At 44.3% G+C, this 13,365-nt stretch carries 18 protein-coding genes and 1 pseudogene; 17 read left to right on the top strand and 2 right to left on the bottom strand.

The window, feature by feature from the left end; translation table 11 throughout:
* The first annotated feature begins 1 nt into the window (after nt 1).
* On the top strand, nt 2-1,048 hold the full coding sequence (locus BJP58_RS06545) for an ATP synthase beta subunit C-terminal domain-containing protein (RefSeq protein WP_194543294.1): 1,047 nt from the start codon (nt 2-4) through the stop codon (nt 1,046-1,048).
* A 225-nt stretch (nt 1,049-1,273) separates the two neighbouring features.
* Nucleotides 1,274-1,747, top strand: a complete 474-nt coding sequence (locus tag BJP58_RS06540) for a DUF3574 domain-containing protein (protein ID WP_071220445.1) — start codon at nt 1,274-1,276, stop codon at nt 1,745-1,747.
* A gap of 95 nt (nt 1,748-1,842) precedes the next feature.
* Here BJP58_RS06540 and BJP58_RS06535 read toward each other — a convergent pair whose 3' ends face one another.
* The gene (locus BJP58_RS06535; protein WP_269468912.1) at nt 1,843-2,823 is read right to left on the bottom strand and encodes a DNA-3-methyladenine glycosylase 2; all 981 of its coding nucleotides are present in this window, start codon (nt 2,821-2,823) and stop codon (nt 1,843-1,845) included.
* 147 nt (nt 2,824-2,970) lie between these two features.
* Here BJP58_RS06535 and BJP58_RS06530 point away from each other — a divergent pair, with 147 nt between their 5' ends.
* The 12 genes from BJP58_RS06530 (at nt 2,971) to BJP58_RS06480 (ending at nt 11,396) form a co-directional block, all read left to right on the top strand.
* Nucleotides 2,971-3,582: a bifunctional transcriptional activator/DNA repair enzyme AdaA gene (locus BJP58_RS06530; RefSeq protein WP_194543293.1), complete on the top strand. Its 612-nt coding sequence runs from the start codon at nt 2,971-2,973 to the stop codon at nt 3,580-3,582.
* Nucleotides 3,554-4,102 carry a methylated-DNA--[protein]-cysteine S-methyltransferase gene (locus BJP58_RS06525; protein ID WP_194543292.1) on the top strand — a complete coding sequence of 183 codons (549 nt, stop codon included), beginning with the start codon at nt 3,554-3,556 and terminating at the stop codon, nt 4,100-4,102. Before BJP58_RS06530 ends, BJP58_RS06525 begins: the two co-directional genes overlap by 29 nt.
* Nucleotides 4,095-4,808, top strand: coding sequence for a 2OG-Fe(II) oxygenase (locus tag BJP58_RS06520; protein WP_194543291.1), 714 nt, complete (start codon nt 4,095-4,097; stop codon nt 4,806-4,808). Before BJP58_RS06525 ends, BJP58_RS06520 begins: the two co-directional genes overlap by 8 nt.
* Before the next feature lie 86 nt (nt 4,809-4,894).
* Entirely contained in the window at nt 4,895-5,713 is an 819-nt protein-coding gene (locus tag BJP58_RS06515; protein ID WP_194543290.1) for an SPL family radical SAM protein, read from the top strand.
* A 177-nt stretch (nt 5,714-5,890) separates the two neighbouring features.
* Complete coding sequence (locus BJP58_RS06510) at nt 5,891-6,655, top strand: SDR family NAD(P)-dependent oxidoreductase (protein WP_194543289.1); 765 nt, start codon at nt 5,891-5,893, stop codon at nt 6,653-6,655.
* Nucleotides 6,656-6,958: 303 nt separating this feature from the next.
* Nucleotides 6,959-7,054 (top strand): competence inhibitor ComI, encoded by a 96-nt coding sequence (gene comI / locus BJP58_RS33560; RefSeq protein WP_220091170.1) that lies wholly within the window; start codon nt 6,959-6,961, stop codon nt 7,052-7,054.
* A gap of 388 nt (nt 7,055-7,442) precedes the next feature.
* Nucleotides 7,443-8,039: a hypothetical protein gene (locus BJP58_RS06505; RefSeq protein WP_194543288.1), complete on the top strand. Its 597-nt coding sequence runs from the start codon at nt 7,443-7,445 to the stop codon at nt 8,037-8,039.
* A 253-nt stretch (nt 8,040-8,292) separates the two neighbouring features.
* Nucleotides 8,293-8,844, top strand: coding sequence for a hypothetical protein (locus BJP58_RS06500; protein ID WP_194543287.1), 552 nt, complete (start codon nt 8,293-8,295; stop codon nt 8,842-8,844).
* Between the two features lie 92 nt (nt 8,845-8,936).
* Entirely contained in the window at nt 8,937-9,302 is a 366-nt protein-coding gene (locus BJP58_RS06495) for a hypothetical protein (RefSeq protein ID WP_233354992.1), read from the top strand.
* A 328-nt stretch (nt 9,303-9,630) separates the two neighbouring features.
* Nucleotides 9,631-10,107, top strand: coding sequence for a GNAT family N-acetyltransferase (locus BJP58_RS06490; protein WP_233354991.1), 477 nt, complete (start codon nt 9,631-9,633; stop codon nt 10,105-10,107).
* Between the two features lie 103 nt (nt 10,108-10,210).
* Nucleotides 10,211-10,810: a transglutaminase-like domain-containing protein gene (locus BJP58_RS06485; protein WP_194543286.1), complete on the top strand. Its 600-nt coding sequence runs from the start codon at nt 10,211-10,213 to the stop codon at nt 10,808-10,810.
* 73 nt (nt 10,811-10,883) lie between these two features.
* Nucleotides 10,884-11,396, top strand: coding sequence for a DUF6886 family protein (locus tag BJP58_RS06480; RefSeq protein WP_194543285.1), 513 nt, complete (start codon nt 10,884-10,886; stop codon nt 11,394-11,396).
* 28 nt (nt 11,397-11,424) lie between these two features.
* Here BJP58_RS06480 and BJP58_RS34245 read toward each other — a convergent pair whose 3' ends face one another.
* Nucleotides 11,425-11,532 (bottom strand): fibronectin type III domain-containing protein, encoded by a 108-nt coding sequence (locus BJP58_RS34245; RefSeq protein ID WP_426200752.1) that lies wholly within the window; start codon nt 11,530-11,532, stop codon nt 11,425-11,427.
* 73 nt (nt 11,533-11,605) lie between these two features.
* On the opposite strand from BJP58_RS34245, the pseudogene BJP58_RS06475 reads away from it, so the two are divergent.
* The 3 genes and pseudogenes from BJP58_RS06475 (at nt 11,606) to BJP58_RS06465 (ending at nt 13,362) form a co-directional block, all read left to right on the top strand.
* A pseudogene (locus BJP58_RS06475) lies at nt 11,606-12,187 on the top strand (DUF3267 domain-containing protein).
* Nucleotides 12,188-12,231: 44 nt separating this feature from the next.
* Nucleotides 12,232-12,756, top strand: a complete 525-nt coding sequence (locus BJP58_RS34240) for a 2'-5' RNA ligase family protein (RefSeq protein ID WP_194543284.1) — start codon at nt 12,232-12,234, stop codon at nt 12,754-12,756.
* Nucleotides 12,757-12,834: 78 nt separating this feature from the next.
* Nucleotides 12,835-13,362, top strand: a complete 528-nt coding sequence (locus BJP58_RS06465) for a 2-phosphoglycerate kinase (RefSeq protein WP_233354990.1) — start codon at nt 12,835-12,837, stop codon at nt 13,360-13,362.
* Nucleotides 13,363-13,365: the final 3 nt, after the last annotated feature.

The raw sequence follows: 13,365 nt of genomic DNA, 5'->3' as shown, positions 1-13,365 counted from the left end.
CTTGGACAATCTGAAGCTGAATGTATCACTTTTACGACAAAGAGTTCCGAACCTGACCAGCGCAGCCAAATCCGTGGGATTACGGCCGGCCACGGTCTCCAACCTATGTACAGGGAAAATTCCCGTTGGTCGGGCGGAAGTCCGCACCATTGCCGCATTGGCATCTCTGGCAAAATGCAGTCTGGATGAACTGATTCTGCGTGGAGAAAGTGTGGAGATGATTGAAACCGGCATCAAACCGCTTGATCTATTTGCTCCTTTGGCAAAAGGGGGTACCGTAGGTCTGGTCGCCCGTCCCGGAATGGGCCAACTGGTGCTGCTTGGTGAGTTGTTTCATCACTTCAAGCAGGAAGGGTATATGACGATTTTGCTAAAGCCGGAAGGCGAATATCCAGAGCTGCAGGACATGCTGAATGACGTAGAACGGGTAGCTTATTCTATAGAAGAAACCTATTCCATTGTGGCGAATGCGAATACCGATCATGAGATTGTGTTTGCAGCGGACAGGGAGCACGTCTTGACCGGCAAAATCTATGATCTTCAGGAACGTTTTCAAGAAGAGGGCATACAGCACATCACGACGTTTCTTGTGGACCTCAAAGGTGCGGCTGTGGATGAAGACATGCCTTACGGCCCGCTGGAGACACTGTGGTATTTCGATGCCGATCTGGCGGCAAGACATATGTTTCCTGCCGTAAACCCGTTATACTCTACCTCTTCCGTATCGGAAGGCGTGCACCTGGAGCAGGTTCATTTAGCGGTCCAACAGCGGGCCCAGAAGCTGCTGCGCCGTTATCGCGAGCTGCGTTCACTGGTTCAAGTACGAGGATTGCAGGCCATTCCGGCATCCGAGACAGAGGTTTATGAGCGGGGAGCACGGCTTGAGGCGTATCTGACGCAGCCTTTTTACGTTGCGGAGGCTTATACCGGTTTACCGGGCGAGCGGGTGCATTTGCAGGATACGCTGCATGATGTTCAAGCTATTTTGAATGGAAGTATGGATCATCGATCAGTGGAGAGTTTATCTTGGATCGGGACGCTAAAATAGCGATGTATTCATTAAAAGTCGAATTCTCGTAGTTTGTTTATCGGGAATATCGGCTTTTTTGCATGATTCCGCATAATATAATCCGTATGTCCCATAGCTGATAAGAAAAGGCCAGTATATAATATGTGCTAGTCTGTATCGTGCGGATGGCAGGAAGGTTGCACTGGACAACAGAAATGCCATGCTTGTACGGGACACGAGACCATACATAAAGGAGAAATGGGCATGAAGAGAAAAGGTTGGCTTATCGCATTCGCAGCGGCATTATTGTTAACACTTATCGTAGTACCGGTTCAGCAGTCTTTCAGCGCAGAGGGCAATCCAACGGCAACCGCCATTACACAGAGCGCGCTGAACGATCAGTTCCACTTGGATCATGTCGTTAAGATTTACGTGCCTTCAACGGTAAAGGGTGACATTCCGATTACGGATGCAGCTCATCAGAAGTTTGTCGACCAAACGCTGACGAAGCTGTCCGGCTGGTTTGGCGGGGCAACTGCGATTCCGGGCGAAGGGGCATGGGTGGACAATAACAAAACCCTGATCAAGGAAAAAGTAACGATCGTGTACGCGTTTGCCGAGAAGCTTGATAAGGACTCGCTTAATCAAGTGGTGGACTATGCGAAGAAGCTTAAGGACGATTTGTCGCAATCCGCGATCTCACTCGAGGTTGACGGCAAATTGTATTTCATCGAGTAGTTGATTCTCGAATCAGCGATGTGCTAATCAGAGGAGGTCTTCCTGCTGTCTGTCATGGCAGAAGTGGGAGACCTCCTCTTTATTCGTTTGGACTATTAATAAAGAAACCTCCACAGATAAAAGGTGGCGTAGGATTCCCAGTTCGCCCATGCTGCCGATAGCTGCAGTATTTCCTTCTTCGTCGGTTTCGCCTCCAAGCCGAGCAGATGTTTGATGGCATTGTGCAGACCGACATCATCGATAGGAAATGCAGCCGGCATTCGCAAACAGCGCATCAGCACATAGTTGGCCGTCCACGGTCCGATCCCGCGGATGCTGACTAATTGTTTCTCCGCTTGTTTCAAGCTGCCTGCTTCAAGCAGCTGCTCCTTCGTCAATTTCCCTTCGACCATAAGCTGAGCGACTCCAATAAGATACTCGCCTTTTTTTACGGTCATACGAAGCCCGTCCAGGTCTTCAACAAACAGATGTGCTATGTCCTCAGGTCTCGGGAAGATCCAATAAACCTCTCCTTCACACTCCACGCGGCGGCCGAAGGCTTCAACGAAACGTCTTTTTAACGTATAGGCATAGGCCAGGTTAATCTGCTGCCCCAGGATGCCCCAGCACAAAGCTTCGAACAGATCGGGAATGCCCATGTTGCGAAGTCCATAGAAGGATTGAACGGCTTGACTGAGCAATGGATCTGCTTCCGCCATGTTATAGAACGGTACGAGATCGGTATTCAGATCGAACCAGTCCCGGACATAACCCGCTACTTCCGCCCGCTTGCAGGGATCGGAGGGGGCCGTATTCCCCAAAAACCGAACAAGGATGGCTTGCGCCTTAGGCTCCGCGCTGACTTCAATCACAGCGATGTCACCCTCAAGTGGGATAGCCCGGTAGATGCTGTCATTCCGGATATGATAAAGACATTCGTTCGGCGATCTTTGCAAATAATTGAGGTTCTCCGTAAAACTGAACTCCTTCGGTACGAACAGCCTGATGGCTCCGGCATGATCTTCCCAGCTGGCCCGGGGGAGATGATTCTCCATTGTATATGGCTTATCGTCATGGTTGTGGTTTGGCTCCTGCATCTTCATCGTTTCCTTTCGCGCTTGAACTCTTCTATACTAGTTGTACCATAAACGCAGACCGTATAATTTTGTTATCTTGCTCTTCTATTCCAAAAAGCGTACAACAGGATTATCCTGTGGTTATAATGTTAGCGGAGGTGAGGAAACGTGGCAAACCGAATACAACCGACCGAAGCCCAGTGGAAGGCCATTATCAACAACGACAAGGATAGTGACGGCAAGTTTTTCTATGCAGTGCAGACAACGAAAATTTTCTGCAGGCCATCCTGTAAATCCAGACCCCCGAAGTTTGAAAATGTGCGCGTGTTTCAATCGGCGGATGAAGCGAAAGCCGAGCGCTTCCGGCCATGCAAAAGGTGCAAGCCGACGGGCGAGCGTTTACCGGACCATGAATGGATTGAACTTGTCACCGAGTATATCGATAAACACTATATAGATCATTTGTCGCTTGATGTCTTGGCCGATGTGAGCCACGGCAGTCCGTACCATCTGCACCGGATATTTAAGCGCGTCAAAGGTCAGACCCCGATGGAATACATTCAGGATTACCGGATCGGCAAGGCCAAGGAGCTCCTGACAAATTCCAGCTTGGCCATTTCGGATATCGGCCATAAGGTGGGCATGGAGAATACGGCTTATTTTATCACGTTGTTTAAGAAGAAGACGGGGATGACGCCCCTTAGTTATCGCGCGCAATATTTAAAAAATACAAATGCGGAGGTGCAAGATCATGAAATCCAATCATTCGATTACCATTAACTGGACCCAACTGTGTCATGATAACTGGAACGTATACATCGCGGCGACGGAGCAAGGCTTATGTTACGTCGGATCACCGGATAAACCTTTAACAGAGCTGGAGAACTGGGTACAGGCGAAATTCCCTGGCTGTGAACTCGTGCAGAACGATGAAGCCATGCAGCCGTATGCTGCCGAGTTGGTGGAGTATTTTCAGGGGAAACGCGCTCGGTTTGAGGTGGCTATGGATTATAAGGGGACCGCGTTTCAAATGGCGGTATGGAATGCGCTGTGCCAGATCCCGTATGGACAAACCTTCACGTATTCGGACATCGCCAACCAGATTGGAAAGCCGGCAGCTGTTCGAGCTGTAGGAGCGGCTATAGGCGCTAATCCGCTGCTGATAACCGTGCCTTGTCATCGGGTAATTGGAAAAAGCGGTGCATTGACGGGGTATCGCGGTGGGCTTGCCATGAAGACCCGGCTGCTGGAGCTTGAGGGTGAGCGATCCAGGATGAGGGAGAAGGTGAATAATGCCTAATTCATTGCCGCAACGAATAGCAGGGCTCGATTGGACGGGGATACAAGGAGCTTTGGATGAGCAGGGATATGCGGTTGTTCCAAAGGTGCTGCTGCCTGACGAGTGTGCGGAGATTATCAACACGTATTCGGAAGAGGAGCGGTTTCGCAGCACGATCAATATGGCTAGGCACCGGTTTGGGCTAGGAGAGTACAAGTATTATCAAGCTCCGCTGCCAGAACCACTGCAGCAGCTTCGGGAAGGCTTTTATCCTGAGCTAGCGTTGACCGCTAACCGCTGGTTGACGCAGCTTGGACATGAGGAGAGGTATCCGGTGAGCTTGGATGAGTTTCTTGGCATGTGCCATGCGCAGGGGCAAGAGCGTTCGACGCCGTTGATTTTGAAATATGAAGAGGGCGGCTATAATTGCTTGCATCAGGATTTGTACGGAGATGAATTTTTCCCGTTTCAAGTAGTGTTTGTTCTGAATGAGAAGGAAGTCGATTACACGGGAGGAGAGTTTCTGCTCATCGAGCAGCGGCCGCGGGCACAGAGCCGGGGACATGTGATCACGTTGGAACAAGGAGCGGGTCTAATCTTTCCGACCAACCATCGTCCTGTTCAGGGAACGCGAGGGTATTACCGGACCACGCTCCGGCATGGCGTCGGCACCATTACGTCGGGGACCCGATACAGCCTCGGGATTATTTTTCATGATGCCAAGTAGAGGGGCGCGTGTGTCCACTCATTCATTATGGGATGTGAGGAGAGAAATAGTATAATAGAAGAAAGTGTAGGAATGGGGTGTCCCAGGTGAAACAAGAAGTGCTCTACAAAACGCCGAAGACCCTGCTCAATAAAGGAACGGGATTCCTGAATGGATACAGCCATACCTTGAATCCGTATACGGGCTGCACCTTCGCTTGTTCTTATTGCTATGTCCGGCAAATGCCGGTATCGATATTCCGCAATCAGGAATGGGGAAGCTGGGTTGACGTTAAGGTTGAATCTGCTGCTATCCTCCGAAAAGAACTGAAGCGTGCCAAGTCCAAGGGACCTGTCACGATTTTCATGTCTTCCAGCACCGATCCTTACCAGCCGGTTGAGGCCAAGGAAGAAGTGACACGCGCATTGCTTGAGGTGATGGTCAGCGAACCCCCGGATTTTCTGCTCGTACAGACGCGCAGTCCGTTGGTCCGGCGGGATGTTGATCTGCTGCAGCAGTTGGGAGAACGCGTGCGGGTAAGCATGACGGTCGAGACGGACCGCGAGGAGATACGCAAGCATTTTACGCCGTCAGCGCCGCCGATCCAAGCGAGACTGAAAACCCTCGAGCTGCTGAGGGACGCGGGGATTCCCGCTCAGGCAGCTATTGCCCCCGTGCTTCCGAGCACGGAGGCTTTCCCGCAGATCCTGCGGCCGCTCGTTCATCGCGTGTGCATCGACGATTATTTCATGGGGGATGGCAGTGGCGGGAAACGTACGAAAAGACTGCCTGTTCAGGCTCTGTACGAGGAGCTTGGGGAGCAGGAATGGTACGACCCCGCTGCTTATCGAACGGTCTACTATCGATTTAGCCGGGAGTTTCCGGAGGAGCAGTTGTTTGTGAGCCAGAAGGGTTTTGAACCTTAAGGTTTAGGTTGGCAAGTTTAGAAGAGGATCCGTGATCCGTGGATTAGATAGATTATGATAGGTTTAGGCAGAGGACCAGGAGTTCGATTCTGGTCTTTTTTTGTCATGTCTGGCGGTAGGTGATTATGGTATGATAGGCGAAAATAACCAGTCAAACGGTAGAGGAGCGAATGAACAATGAAGATGGATTTGACGGATAAAATTGCGTTAATTACGGGAGCCGCAGGCCAATTAGGGCGTGTCATGGTCAGAACCTTGGCGGAATGCGGCGCGGATGTGGTTATCCATTACCGGGGGAGCCAAGCCAAGGCAGAAGAGCTTCAGCGCGAAGTAGAGTCGATGGGAAGACGGGCTTTCCCGGTGCAAGCCGATGTGACGGATCAAGCTTCCGTGAATGCCATGCGGGATGCGGTGCTTGCACACTTCGGCGTGCTGCCCCATATCATTGTTGCCAATGCCGTCGAATCCTATCAATGGACATCCGTCTTGCAGCAAGCGCCGGAAGATTATGAGAGTCAGTTCCAATCCTGTGTCATGCAAAGCGTCTACCTGGCGAAAGCTTTTGTTCCTGCCATGATCGAGCGTCAAGGCGGCCGGTTCATCGGGATCAATACCGAATGTTCGATCCAAAACTTCCCGAGCCAATCGGCTTATGTTGCGGGAAAACGCGGCATGGACGGTGTCTACCGCGTGCTCGCCAAAGAGATCGGCGAGCACGGGATCACCGTCAACCAGGTCGCGCCGGGCTGGACGATCAGCGACCGCGATCGGGAGAACGGAACCGAGCACAGCGCCTCCTATGAGGCCTCCGTTCCATTGAAGCGCCGCGGAACGGACCAGGAGATTGCCAATGCCGTGGCATTCCTGGCTTCGGACTTGTCGTCGTTTATTACCGGGGCATATATTCCAGTGTGTGGCGGGAATGTGATGGTGGGAATCTAGAGTTTCGGTAAATGGAGTGAGCTCAGTAGTGTCTATGAACTTCGTGGATTCTCATTGCGATGGCGATTTGCGAAGTTCGTGGATATGGAGTTATCGGAAATTCATGCCGCACAATAGTCGCATTCGCTCCTTTAAGCCTTTCGGGTTCGTGAATACTTACAACGTTAGATGAAATCAACGGATGTAAGATTGAGTAAAAAAACCGAACAATCGTTCTTCATCTCATTGGTAGATGATGGTATAATAAGGAAAGACAATTGAATCTTGGGTGGGCATGGTTTCCCTTCGAAAGGAGGTGAAGCCATGGAAATTAAAGATGCGTTGACGATCATGTTTCTGTTTGGATCGTTTATCCTTGCACTTTTAACATACATCAATTCGAACAACAAGAGAAAGTAAAAACCCACCCCAAGGTTAGCGCCGAAGGTGGGTCTTTATTCTGATCGCTTAGAAGGGAATAAACCATCCAAGCCAATTGTTCAGCCGAGTGTTCCCGCACTCGGCTTCTTTGTAAATTATGATAACACAATTGGAAAAAGAAGTGAACCTGGAAAGAGTATTTTGGGTATTTGAAAACCTTAAATAAAGAATAGTGGATTATTGAAGGGGTATATCGCAAGTGGGCGGGACGAAGCTTTGAAGAAGCAGATGTAATTATCTTTTTATCACCTAAGAAAAACTGATTGTAGTAAAGAGTAATAAGGAAATGATTTTGAGAGTAGCATATGAATGTGACATTCGATTACATACAAGAACGTTATGAGAACTCTATGCAAAGGAGAATAACATGGGATCTAGAATCATGCATTATTGTATTTCTGCCCGTCTTGCTAAAGAATTAAAGATTGATGATGATCAATTTTTCTTAGGTGGCATTGCTCCTGATGTGAATAAAAATATGAAAACCCCTAAAACTATTTCTCATTTCGTAAGGACCAATAATGAAGGACAAATATTTGCCGATTATTTGGGATTTCATGAGAAATATCTGAGATATATGAGAGAACCATTTTATCTAGGTTACTTTTTTCATTTAATATCTGATGTTATATGGGTTGAAGAAATTTATTACAAGAAAATAAAGTGGTTGCCTCAACCGGATAAAAAAGAAGCGCAGTTAAAGTATTATAGAGATTTTTGGAGACTCAATGGAAAATTGATTGATTATTATTCCATTGAATATAGACCGATGGAAGTCAAGTCCATCGAGATAGAAGAGATTGATTATAGATACCTGCCAGAATTAGTAAAGGATATAGAAAATGACTTTGCAATGAAAGATGAGGCGAAAGAACAAGAGTTGGAAATTCTTGAATTTGAAGAAGTCATTGATATTCTTGAAAGAACAGTAAAGGAATGTGTTGAAATTTCGATGAGGACATAGACTTCCGATAACGTAATATTCACGCTGGCCTCGGCTGAGGGCCGAGCTTTGACCGCTAGGGGGCTACTGGTCTGGAAACAGAATCAGGAAAATACAATCTATTCCCGGAAGACCATGAGTGTATATCATCCCACAACTTAACAGCTTCAAAGATTCCGATTAATTACAAGAAAATTTTGATCACATTATGACTAGTCGAGTGGGTACTTAGTTGGATTATAGATCTCCGAGAAGTTGTGTACGCCATAAAGAGGTGAACGATCTGAAGATTAAGGTAAGTGTATTTATAATTCTTATTTTATTGATAGCATTGATATTTATTTTTCAAAAGGATAGACCAAATGACTACACATCAATAGAAGAAGCGATGATTAATTCAAACATTGTTTATGATGAAATATATTATATTACTGAGAATAGAGGATACAGCATTGTTTTTTACGGTAAAGAAGATATTTTGTCGGTTGGCATAGCAACTAAGAAAAGATCAAAATATCAGTGGATTTATGGGTTTGGTAGTAAACAATTTAATGAAACCGAGCATATCCTTACAAGAGCATTCACAAACTTACCAACTAAGATATCTGGAAATGATGAACTTGTTTCGCTAACGTTTGGTGTAATAAATGATAGGGATATTGAAAATTTAAAAATCCAATACAAGGGTCAGGCAGTAAGAGATGCGACTATACTTCCAACATCAAAAGCTCCAATATGGTTTTGTTTTTCAGATACTCCAGTTAATTACGACCCGGATGTAGTAAGAATTTATAAACATGGAGAGACAAAGACCGGATGGTATTAAAATGAAGATTAATAGGTTTTTGGGGTAGAAGGGGTAGCAGCTAGCAACTTATCATTCGTAGATATAAATCCATACCTATGGGGGGTGATTATGTGATTATCATGATTAATGGTACATTCGGCTCTGGCAAGACTTCGGCAGCTAACATGCTTCAATCCTTAATCTCAAATAGCATGATTTATGATCCTGAAGAAATCGGATACATGTTAAGAAAAATCATTAACGAAGAAACAAGATGTGAAGAAGAACGAACTGATGATTTTCAGGATCTGGAATTATGGAGAATCCTCACTGTTAATACAGCTCATGAATTGATGAATAAGTATAAGAAACATCTTATTGTTCCGATGACGATTTATAAAGCTGATCATTTCGAATACATATTAAATGGATTTAAAAGCTTTGATCTTTCATTTTTGTCTCATTGCGTCAGGAGAAACAATCAAAAAGCGAATTGAAGGACGTGGTGACCATTTTGGAACTTGGTATCAGACACATACAGAGGCTGGTTTACTTGCATTTAAGGATAGCAGATTTCTAGAACATATTGAAACGGACCGTATAGGAACTGAAGAAGTTGTTAGACTAATCCTAAAAAAACTTGTTAAGAGCAATGTGTGAAGAGTTTAATGGAGGTTACTGGCCACACATAACACGTTATGCGCCTTTTGGTCCGCCTCAAGACCTGGATCGAGCAGGAGGTGATGCGGGCGGACACGCCCGTACCATCTAACCCATCACGGCCGCTCACTTACGTTCGCTTAAAGTTGGGTTGACGTCGTAAACATGGAAACTTTATATGAAATCAGCTTAAGAAAGGAAAGGAGAAAAACAATGATTCGAGAAGCGGAACCAAAAGATGCAGAACAAATTGAGGAATTATATAAGGAGTTATTACCTAGCAACACTGAAATATATGTGTCAAATGAAAGAATAAGTGAAGTCCAAAATAATCCGAATAGCTTCTTATTCGTCTACGAACTAGAGCAAAAGATTGTGGGAACTGCTCATTTGCATCTCTGCTTGGACGCATTAGTGGGGTCCAGGCCGTTTGGTGTTGTAGAAAGAGTTATTATTTCAAGAGCACAACAAGGAAAGGGATATGGTTCAGAATTAATGAAATATATCGAAGGTTTATGCGCCCAGAAGAACTGTTTAAAGATATTTCTTACAAGTGGAAGTTCAAGGACTGAGGCTCATGAATTTTACGATAGGTTGGGATATGACGGTAATTCAAGTAGAGCATTCAAAAAATATCTGTAATAAAAAGGAATGCCTGTCGATACGAAGTTTGAGCTTCTTGAATGTCGTGAATACGATAGAAGATAGGCAGGGAAATTCTGTTATACGACTAGGGGGAGAAATAATGAAGCAGTTAGCACAATTGGAAGCCTATTTGCAGGCATCTGAGTATATTGATTATTTTGATGCTCAAATACAAGCTGTGATCCTATCTTTTACAGAAGAGACTGAAATCGAAAGAATACAGGCAGCATTTGAATTTGTGCGCGATCAGATTGATCATTCTTTTGATATTAAAAACGAAGAAGTAACAAGGAAGGCCTCTGAAGTATTGAACAAAGGACATGGCATATGCTATGCGAAATCTCATTTGTTGACAGGAATACTGCGAGGAATGGGTATACCTTCAGGCATTTGTTACCAAAGGTTAACCCTATTCGATAAACCCGAGGATGGGTACTGTTTGCATGCTTTGAATACTGTGTATTTGAGGGAGCATGACAGGTGGATACGTTTAGACGCAAGAGGAAATAAGGAAGGCATTAATGCGCAGTTTTCAATAGATAAGGAGAGATTAGCCTTTCCTGTTAGGGAAGAATATGGTGAGAAGGATTATAAGATTAATTACGCACAGCCCCATCCAGTCATTATTCAAACACTAGAAACCTATTCGAATGCTACGGAGATGTACCTAGGTGGATTGCCTGAAGACCTGAGTCAGTGAAACTGTGACGCGTTTAGTAAGTGATTAAAGTATACGAAATTAATGAAATACATATATAAAATGAGGTGCATGAATGCTTTTTCATTTTAGCGAAGAGGCTGATATTGAAATCTTCATCCCACGAGAAAAACAGAACCGACCGGACTTTCCGGCAGTGGTGTGGGCAATAGATGCGGAACATGAATTCTCATATTACTTCCCAAGGGATTGTCCGCGAATTGTATGTAGAAGAACAGAGGATATCAGTGAGAGAAACAATGAGTTGTTTTTTAACAACACGTTGGCTGACATTATCGTAACTGTAGAAAATGGTTGGTACGCAAGAATCAATCAACAAACGTTGTACAAGTACCAATTTGAAGACGAGGGGTTTGAAGTTTTTGATAAAACTGCAGGCTATTATATTTCCTATCAAACCGTAAAGCCAGTGGGGATAGTGAAGGTTGATAGACTGGTTGAGAGACTTTTAAGCAAGGGAATTGAATTAAGGTTTACACCCAATTTATGTCCAATTAGGGAATCAATAGTTTCTTCAGATTTTAAGGGATTTGGAATACATAGATTTAATAATGCCAACAGACTATAGGGGGATTTAACAACTGCATTCACGCAGCTTAGAAATATCCCTGCTGTCTCTTGGCCATTACTGTGAAATTATATGTGGTATTCGGGGTTAAGCTGGTAAAGGTATAGGATGTATTCGTTAAATACGCTTGTGCCACCGCATTTTTTTATACACGTCATAATCCTGCACGCTGACATCACGGTTGGATTGGACAAGGGGGAATGTAACACATGATTTTATGGTTTAAAAACCTTCCTGCAACAGATATTGATTTTTCTTCATGGGTTCCTTTTATTCGAAATTCTTGGTTCCGAACACATTATATGAAATTTGTATATTTGTTAATGATAAGTATTGCATTAGCACCTGGCCTTGTTCTTGGCCAAGATATAATCTCACAATTGATCACGGCAACCAATCAAGTAAATATCAGTAGCAGTAGTGTTGGATTTTATATAACATTAATCCTATTTAGTGCTTGTATATTCATGATACACGAGTTCTTTCACATTATAGTTATTTATAGGCTTGGTGATATAAGTTTGACTTTTAGCGGCATATTTTTTTGGCTCAATACAAATGCTCCCCTATCTAAAAAGAGGTTTTGGTTATTCATGAGTCTTCCCCTTATCATGTTGTCTATAGTTCCAGCTATGGCTTCACTTTATATGAGTGGATTTATGAGATCACTCATGTTATAAATTTGTTGGTTTAACACGATCATATCATCGTCTGATATCATAAATTCTTTTTTAATTCTTATTAAACCTAAGAATAGTATATTTTGTAGAGGATATTACCATTTGCAATAATATCATCTTGGACCCCAATAGCTAAAAAGCGAGGTGCCCTTCTATTGGAGTATTACTTCGGAATTGTCCCACCTTTGGATATTTACGGTAAAATTATGAGATTAAGAGACAAGTATAATGGTCATCAAAGTTCCGGACCCCACATTACGGTAAAAGCATCATGTGGACTCACGGAAGATATAGGGTGGCTACCGCCGTGTCAAAAGGTGATTTCTGAATTTGGCGAATTCCCAATACGGGTAGGAGACCCGAGTTATTTCGGGAATATGGATGTTCTTTATTTAGAAGTGAGTTCCCATGAATTAATAGAACTACATAAGAGACTCGTATCCATATTTAACCCCAATCAGGAACAACTCATGAGATGTTTTGAGTTAGAACTATACAAACCGCATATCACGATTGCTCGAAAATCCGTAGTTTCTGACTCCATCATTGAAATGAAGAAGGAAATGGAGTCGTATGTTAACTCAGTACAAGAATTTCAAGCAACCCATATCAGCTTGTTCTATAGAACGAATAAAAAAGAGAAGTATAAAAAAAGAGCTGATTTTTGCCTAATGAATTGATGCCTCTGCCTTTAAAGGAGAACTATAACGAATATGATCATATTAATCAGCGGGAACAGCTGCACGGGTAAGACTTATATGGCTCAACAATTGCTCGAGAGGTATCACGTTCCATATCTTTCGATCGATCATTTGAAAATGGGCTTATACAGAGCGGATATGAACTGCGGTTTCACCCCCCTGGATTCAGCAGAGTTTATCGGTGAAAAATTATGGCCGATCCTCAAAGAGATCATCAAGACGAACATAGAGAATAACCAGAATCTAATCATTGAAGGCTGCTACATCCTGCCTCACCATCTTCAAGATATCGAGCCATCCTACTCAGCCCACATCATACCGGTATTCTTGGGTTTTTCAACCACCTACATCCAGCAAAACTTCCAATCCAACATCATTCAACATCGCAATGCAATCGAAACACGTACCTATCCTGAAGAAAGAACCATTTCTGATTATATACTGGAGCATGATGAATTCCGTGAAAAGTGTTTAGCATCAGATGTCCCTTATTTTGAAATTAAAGAGAACTACGAAGATGAGATTTCAAAAGTATATGACTACATCGAGGGTGAAAAGGAGAGAATCGCGAGTGAAAATCGTTAAATC

It is taken from the genome of Paenibacillus sp. JZ16, from assembly GCF_015326965.1.
Taxonomy (GTDB): domain Bacteria; phylum Bacillota; class Bacilli; order Paenibacillales; family Paenibacillaceae; genus Paenibacillus_AQ.
Note: the sequence above shows the minus strand (reverse complement) of the source record. Positions and strands in the feature narration are given on the sequence as shown.

Bases quoted from the DNA above. Each gene is read 5' to 3' on its own strand.
- BJP58_RS06465 (WP_233354990.1), top strand. From the start codon at position 12,835: ATGGCTCAACAATTGCTCGAGAGGTATCACGTTCCATATCTTTCGATC.
- BJP58_RS06510 (WP_194543289.1), top strand. From the start codon at position 5,891: ATGAAGATGGATTTGACGGATAAAATTGCGTTAATTACGGGAGCCGCA.
- BJP58_RS06520 (WP_194543291.1), top strand. From the start codon at position 4,095: ATGCCTAATTCATTGCCGCAACGAATAGCAGGGCTCGATTGGACGGGG.
- BJP58_RS06505 (WP_194543288.1), top strand. From the start codon at position 7,443: ATGGGATCTAGAATCATGCATTATTGTATTTCTGCCCGTCTTGCTAAA.
- BJP58_RS06540 (WP_071220445.1), top strand. From the start codon at position 1,274: ATGAAGAGAAAAGGTTGGCTTATCGCATTCGCAGCGGCATTATTGTTA.
- BJP58_RS06485 (WP_194543286.1), top strand. From the start codon at position 10,211: ATGAAGCAGTTAGCACAATTGGAAGCCTATTTGCAGGCATCTGAGTAT.
- comI (WP_220091170.1), top strand. From the start codon at position 6,959: ATGGAAATTAAAGATGCGTTGACGATCATGTTTCTGTTTGGATCGTTT.
- BJP58_RS06490 (WP_233354991.1), top strand. From the start codon at position 9,631: ATGGAAACTTTATATGAAATCAGCTTAAGAAAGGAAAGGAGAAAAACA.
- BJP58_RS06525 (WP_194543292.1), top strand. From the start codon at position 3,554: ATGAAATCCAATCATTCGATTACCATTAACTGGACCCAACTGTGTCAT.
- BJP58_RS06535 (WP_269468912.1), bottom strand. From the start codon at position 2,823: ATGCAGGAGCCAAACCACAACCATGACGATAAGCCATATACAATGGAG.
- BJP58_RS06480 (WP_194543285.1), top strand. From the start codon at position 10,884: ATGCTTTTTCATTTTAGCGAAGAGGCTGATATTGAAATCTTCATCCCA.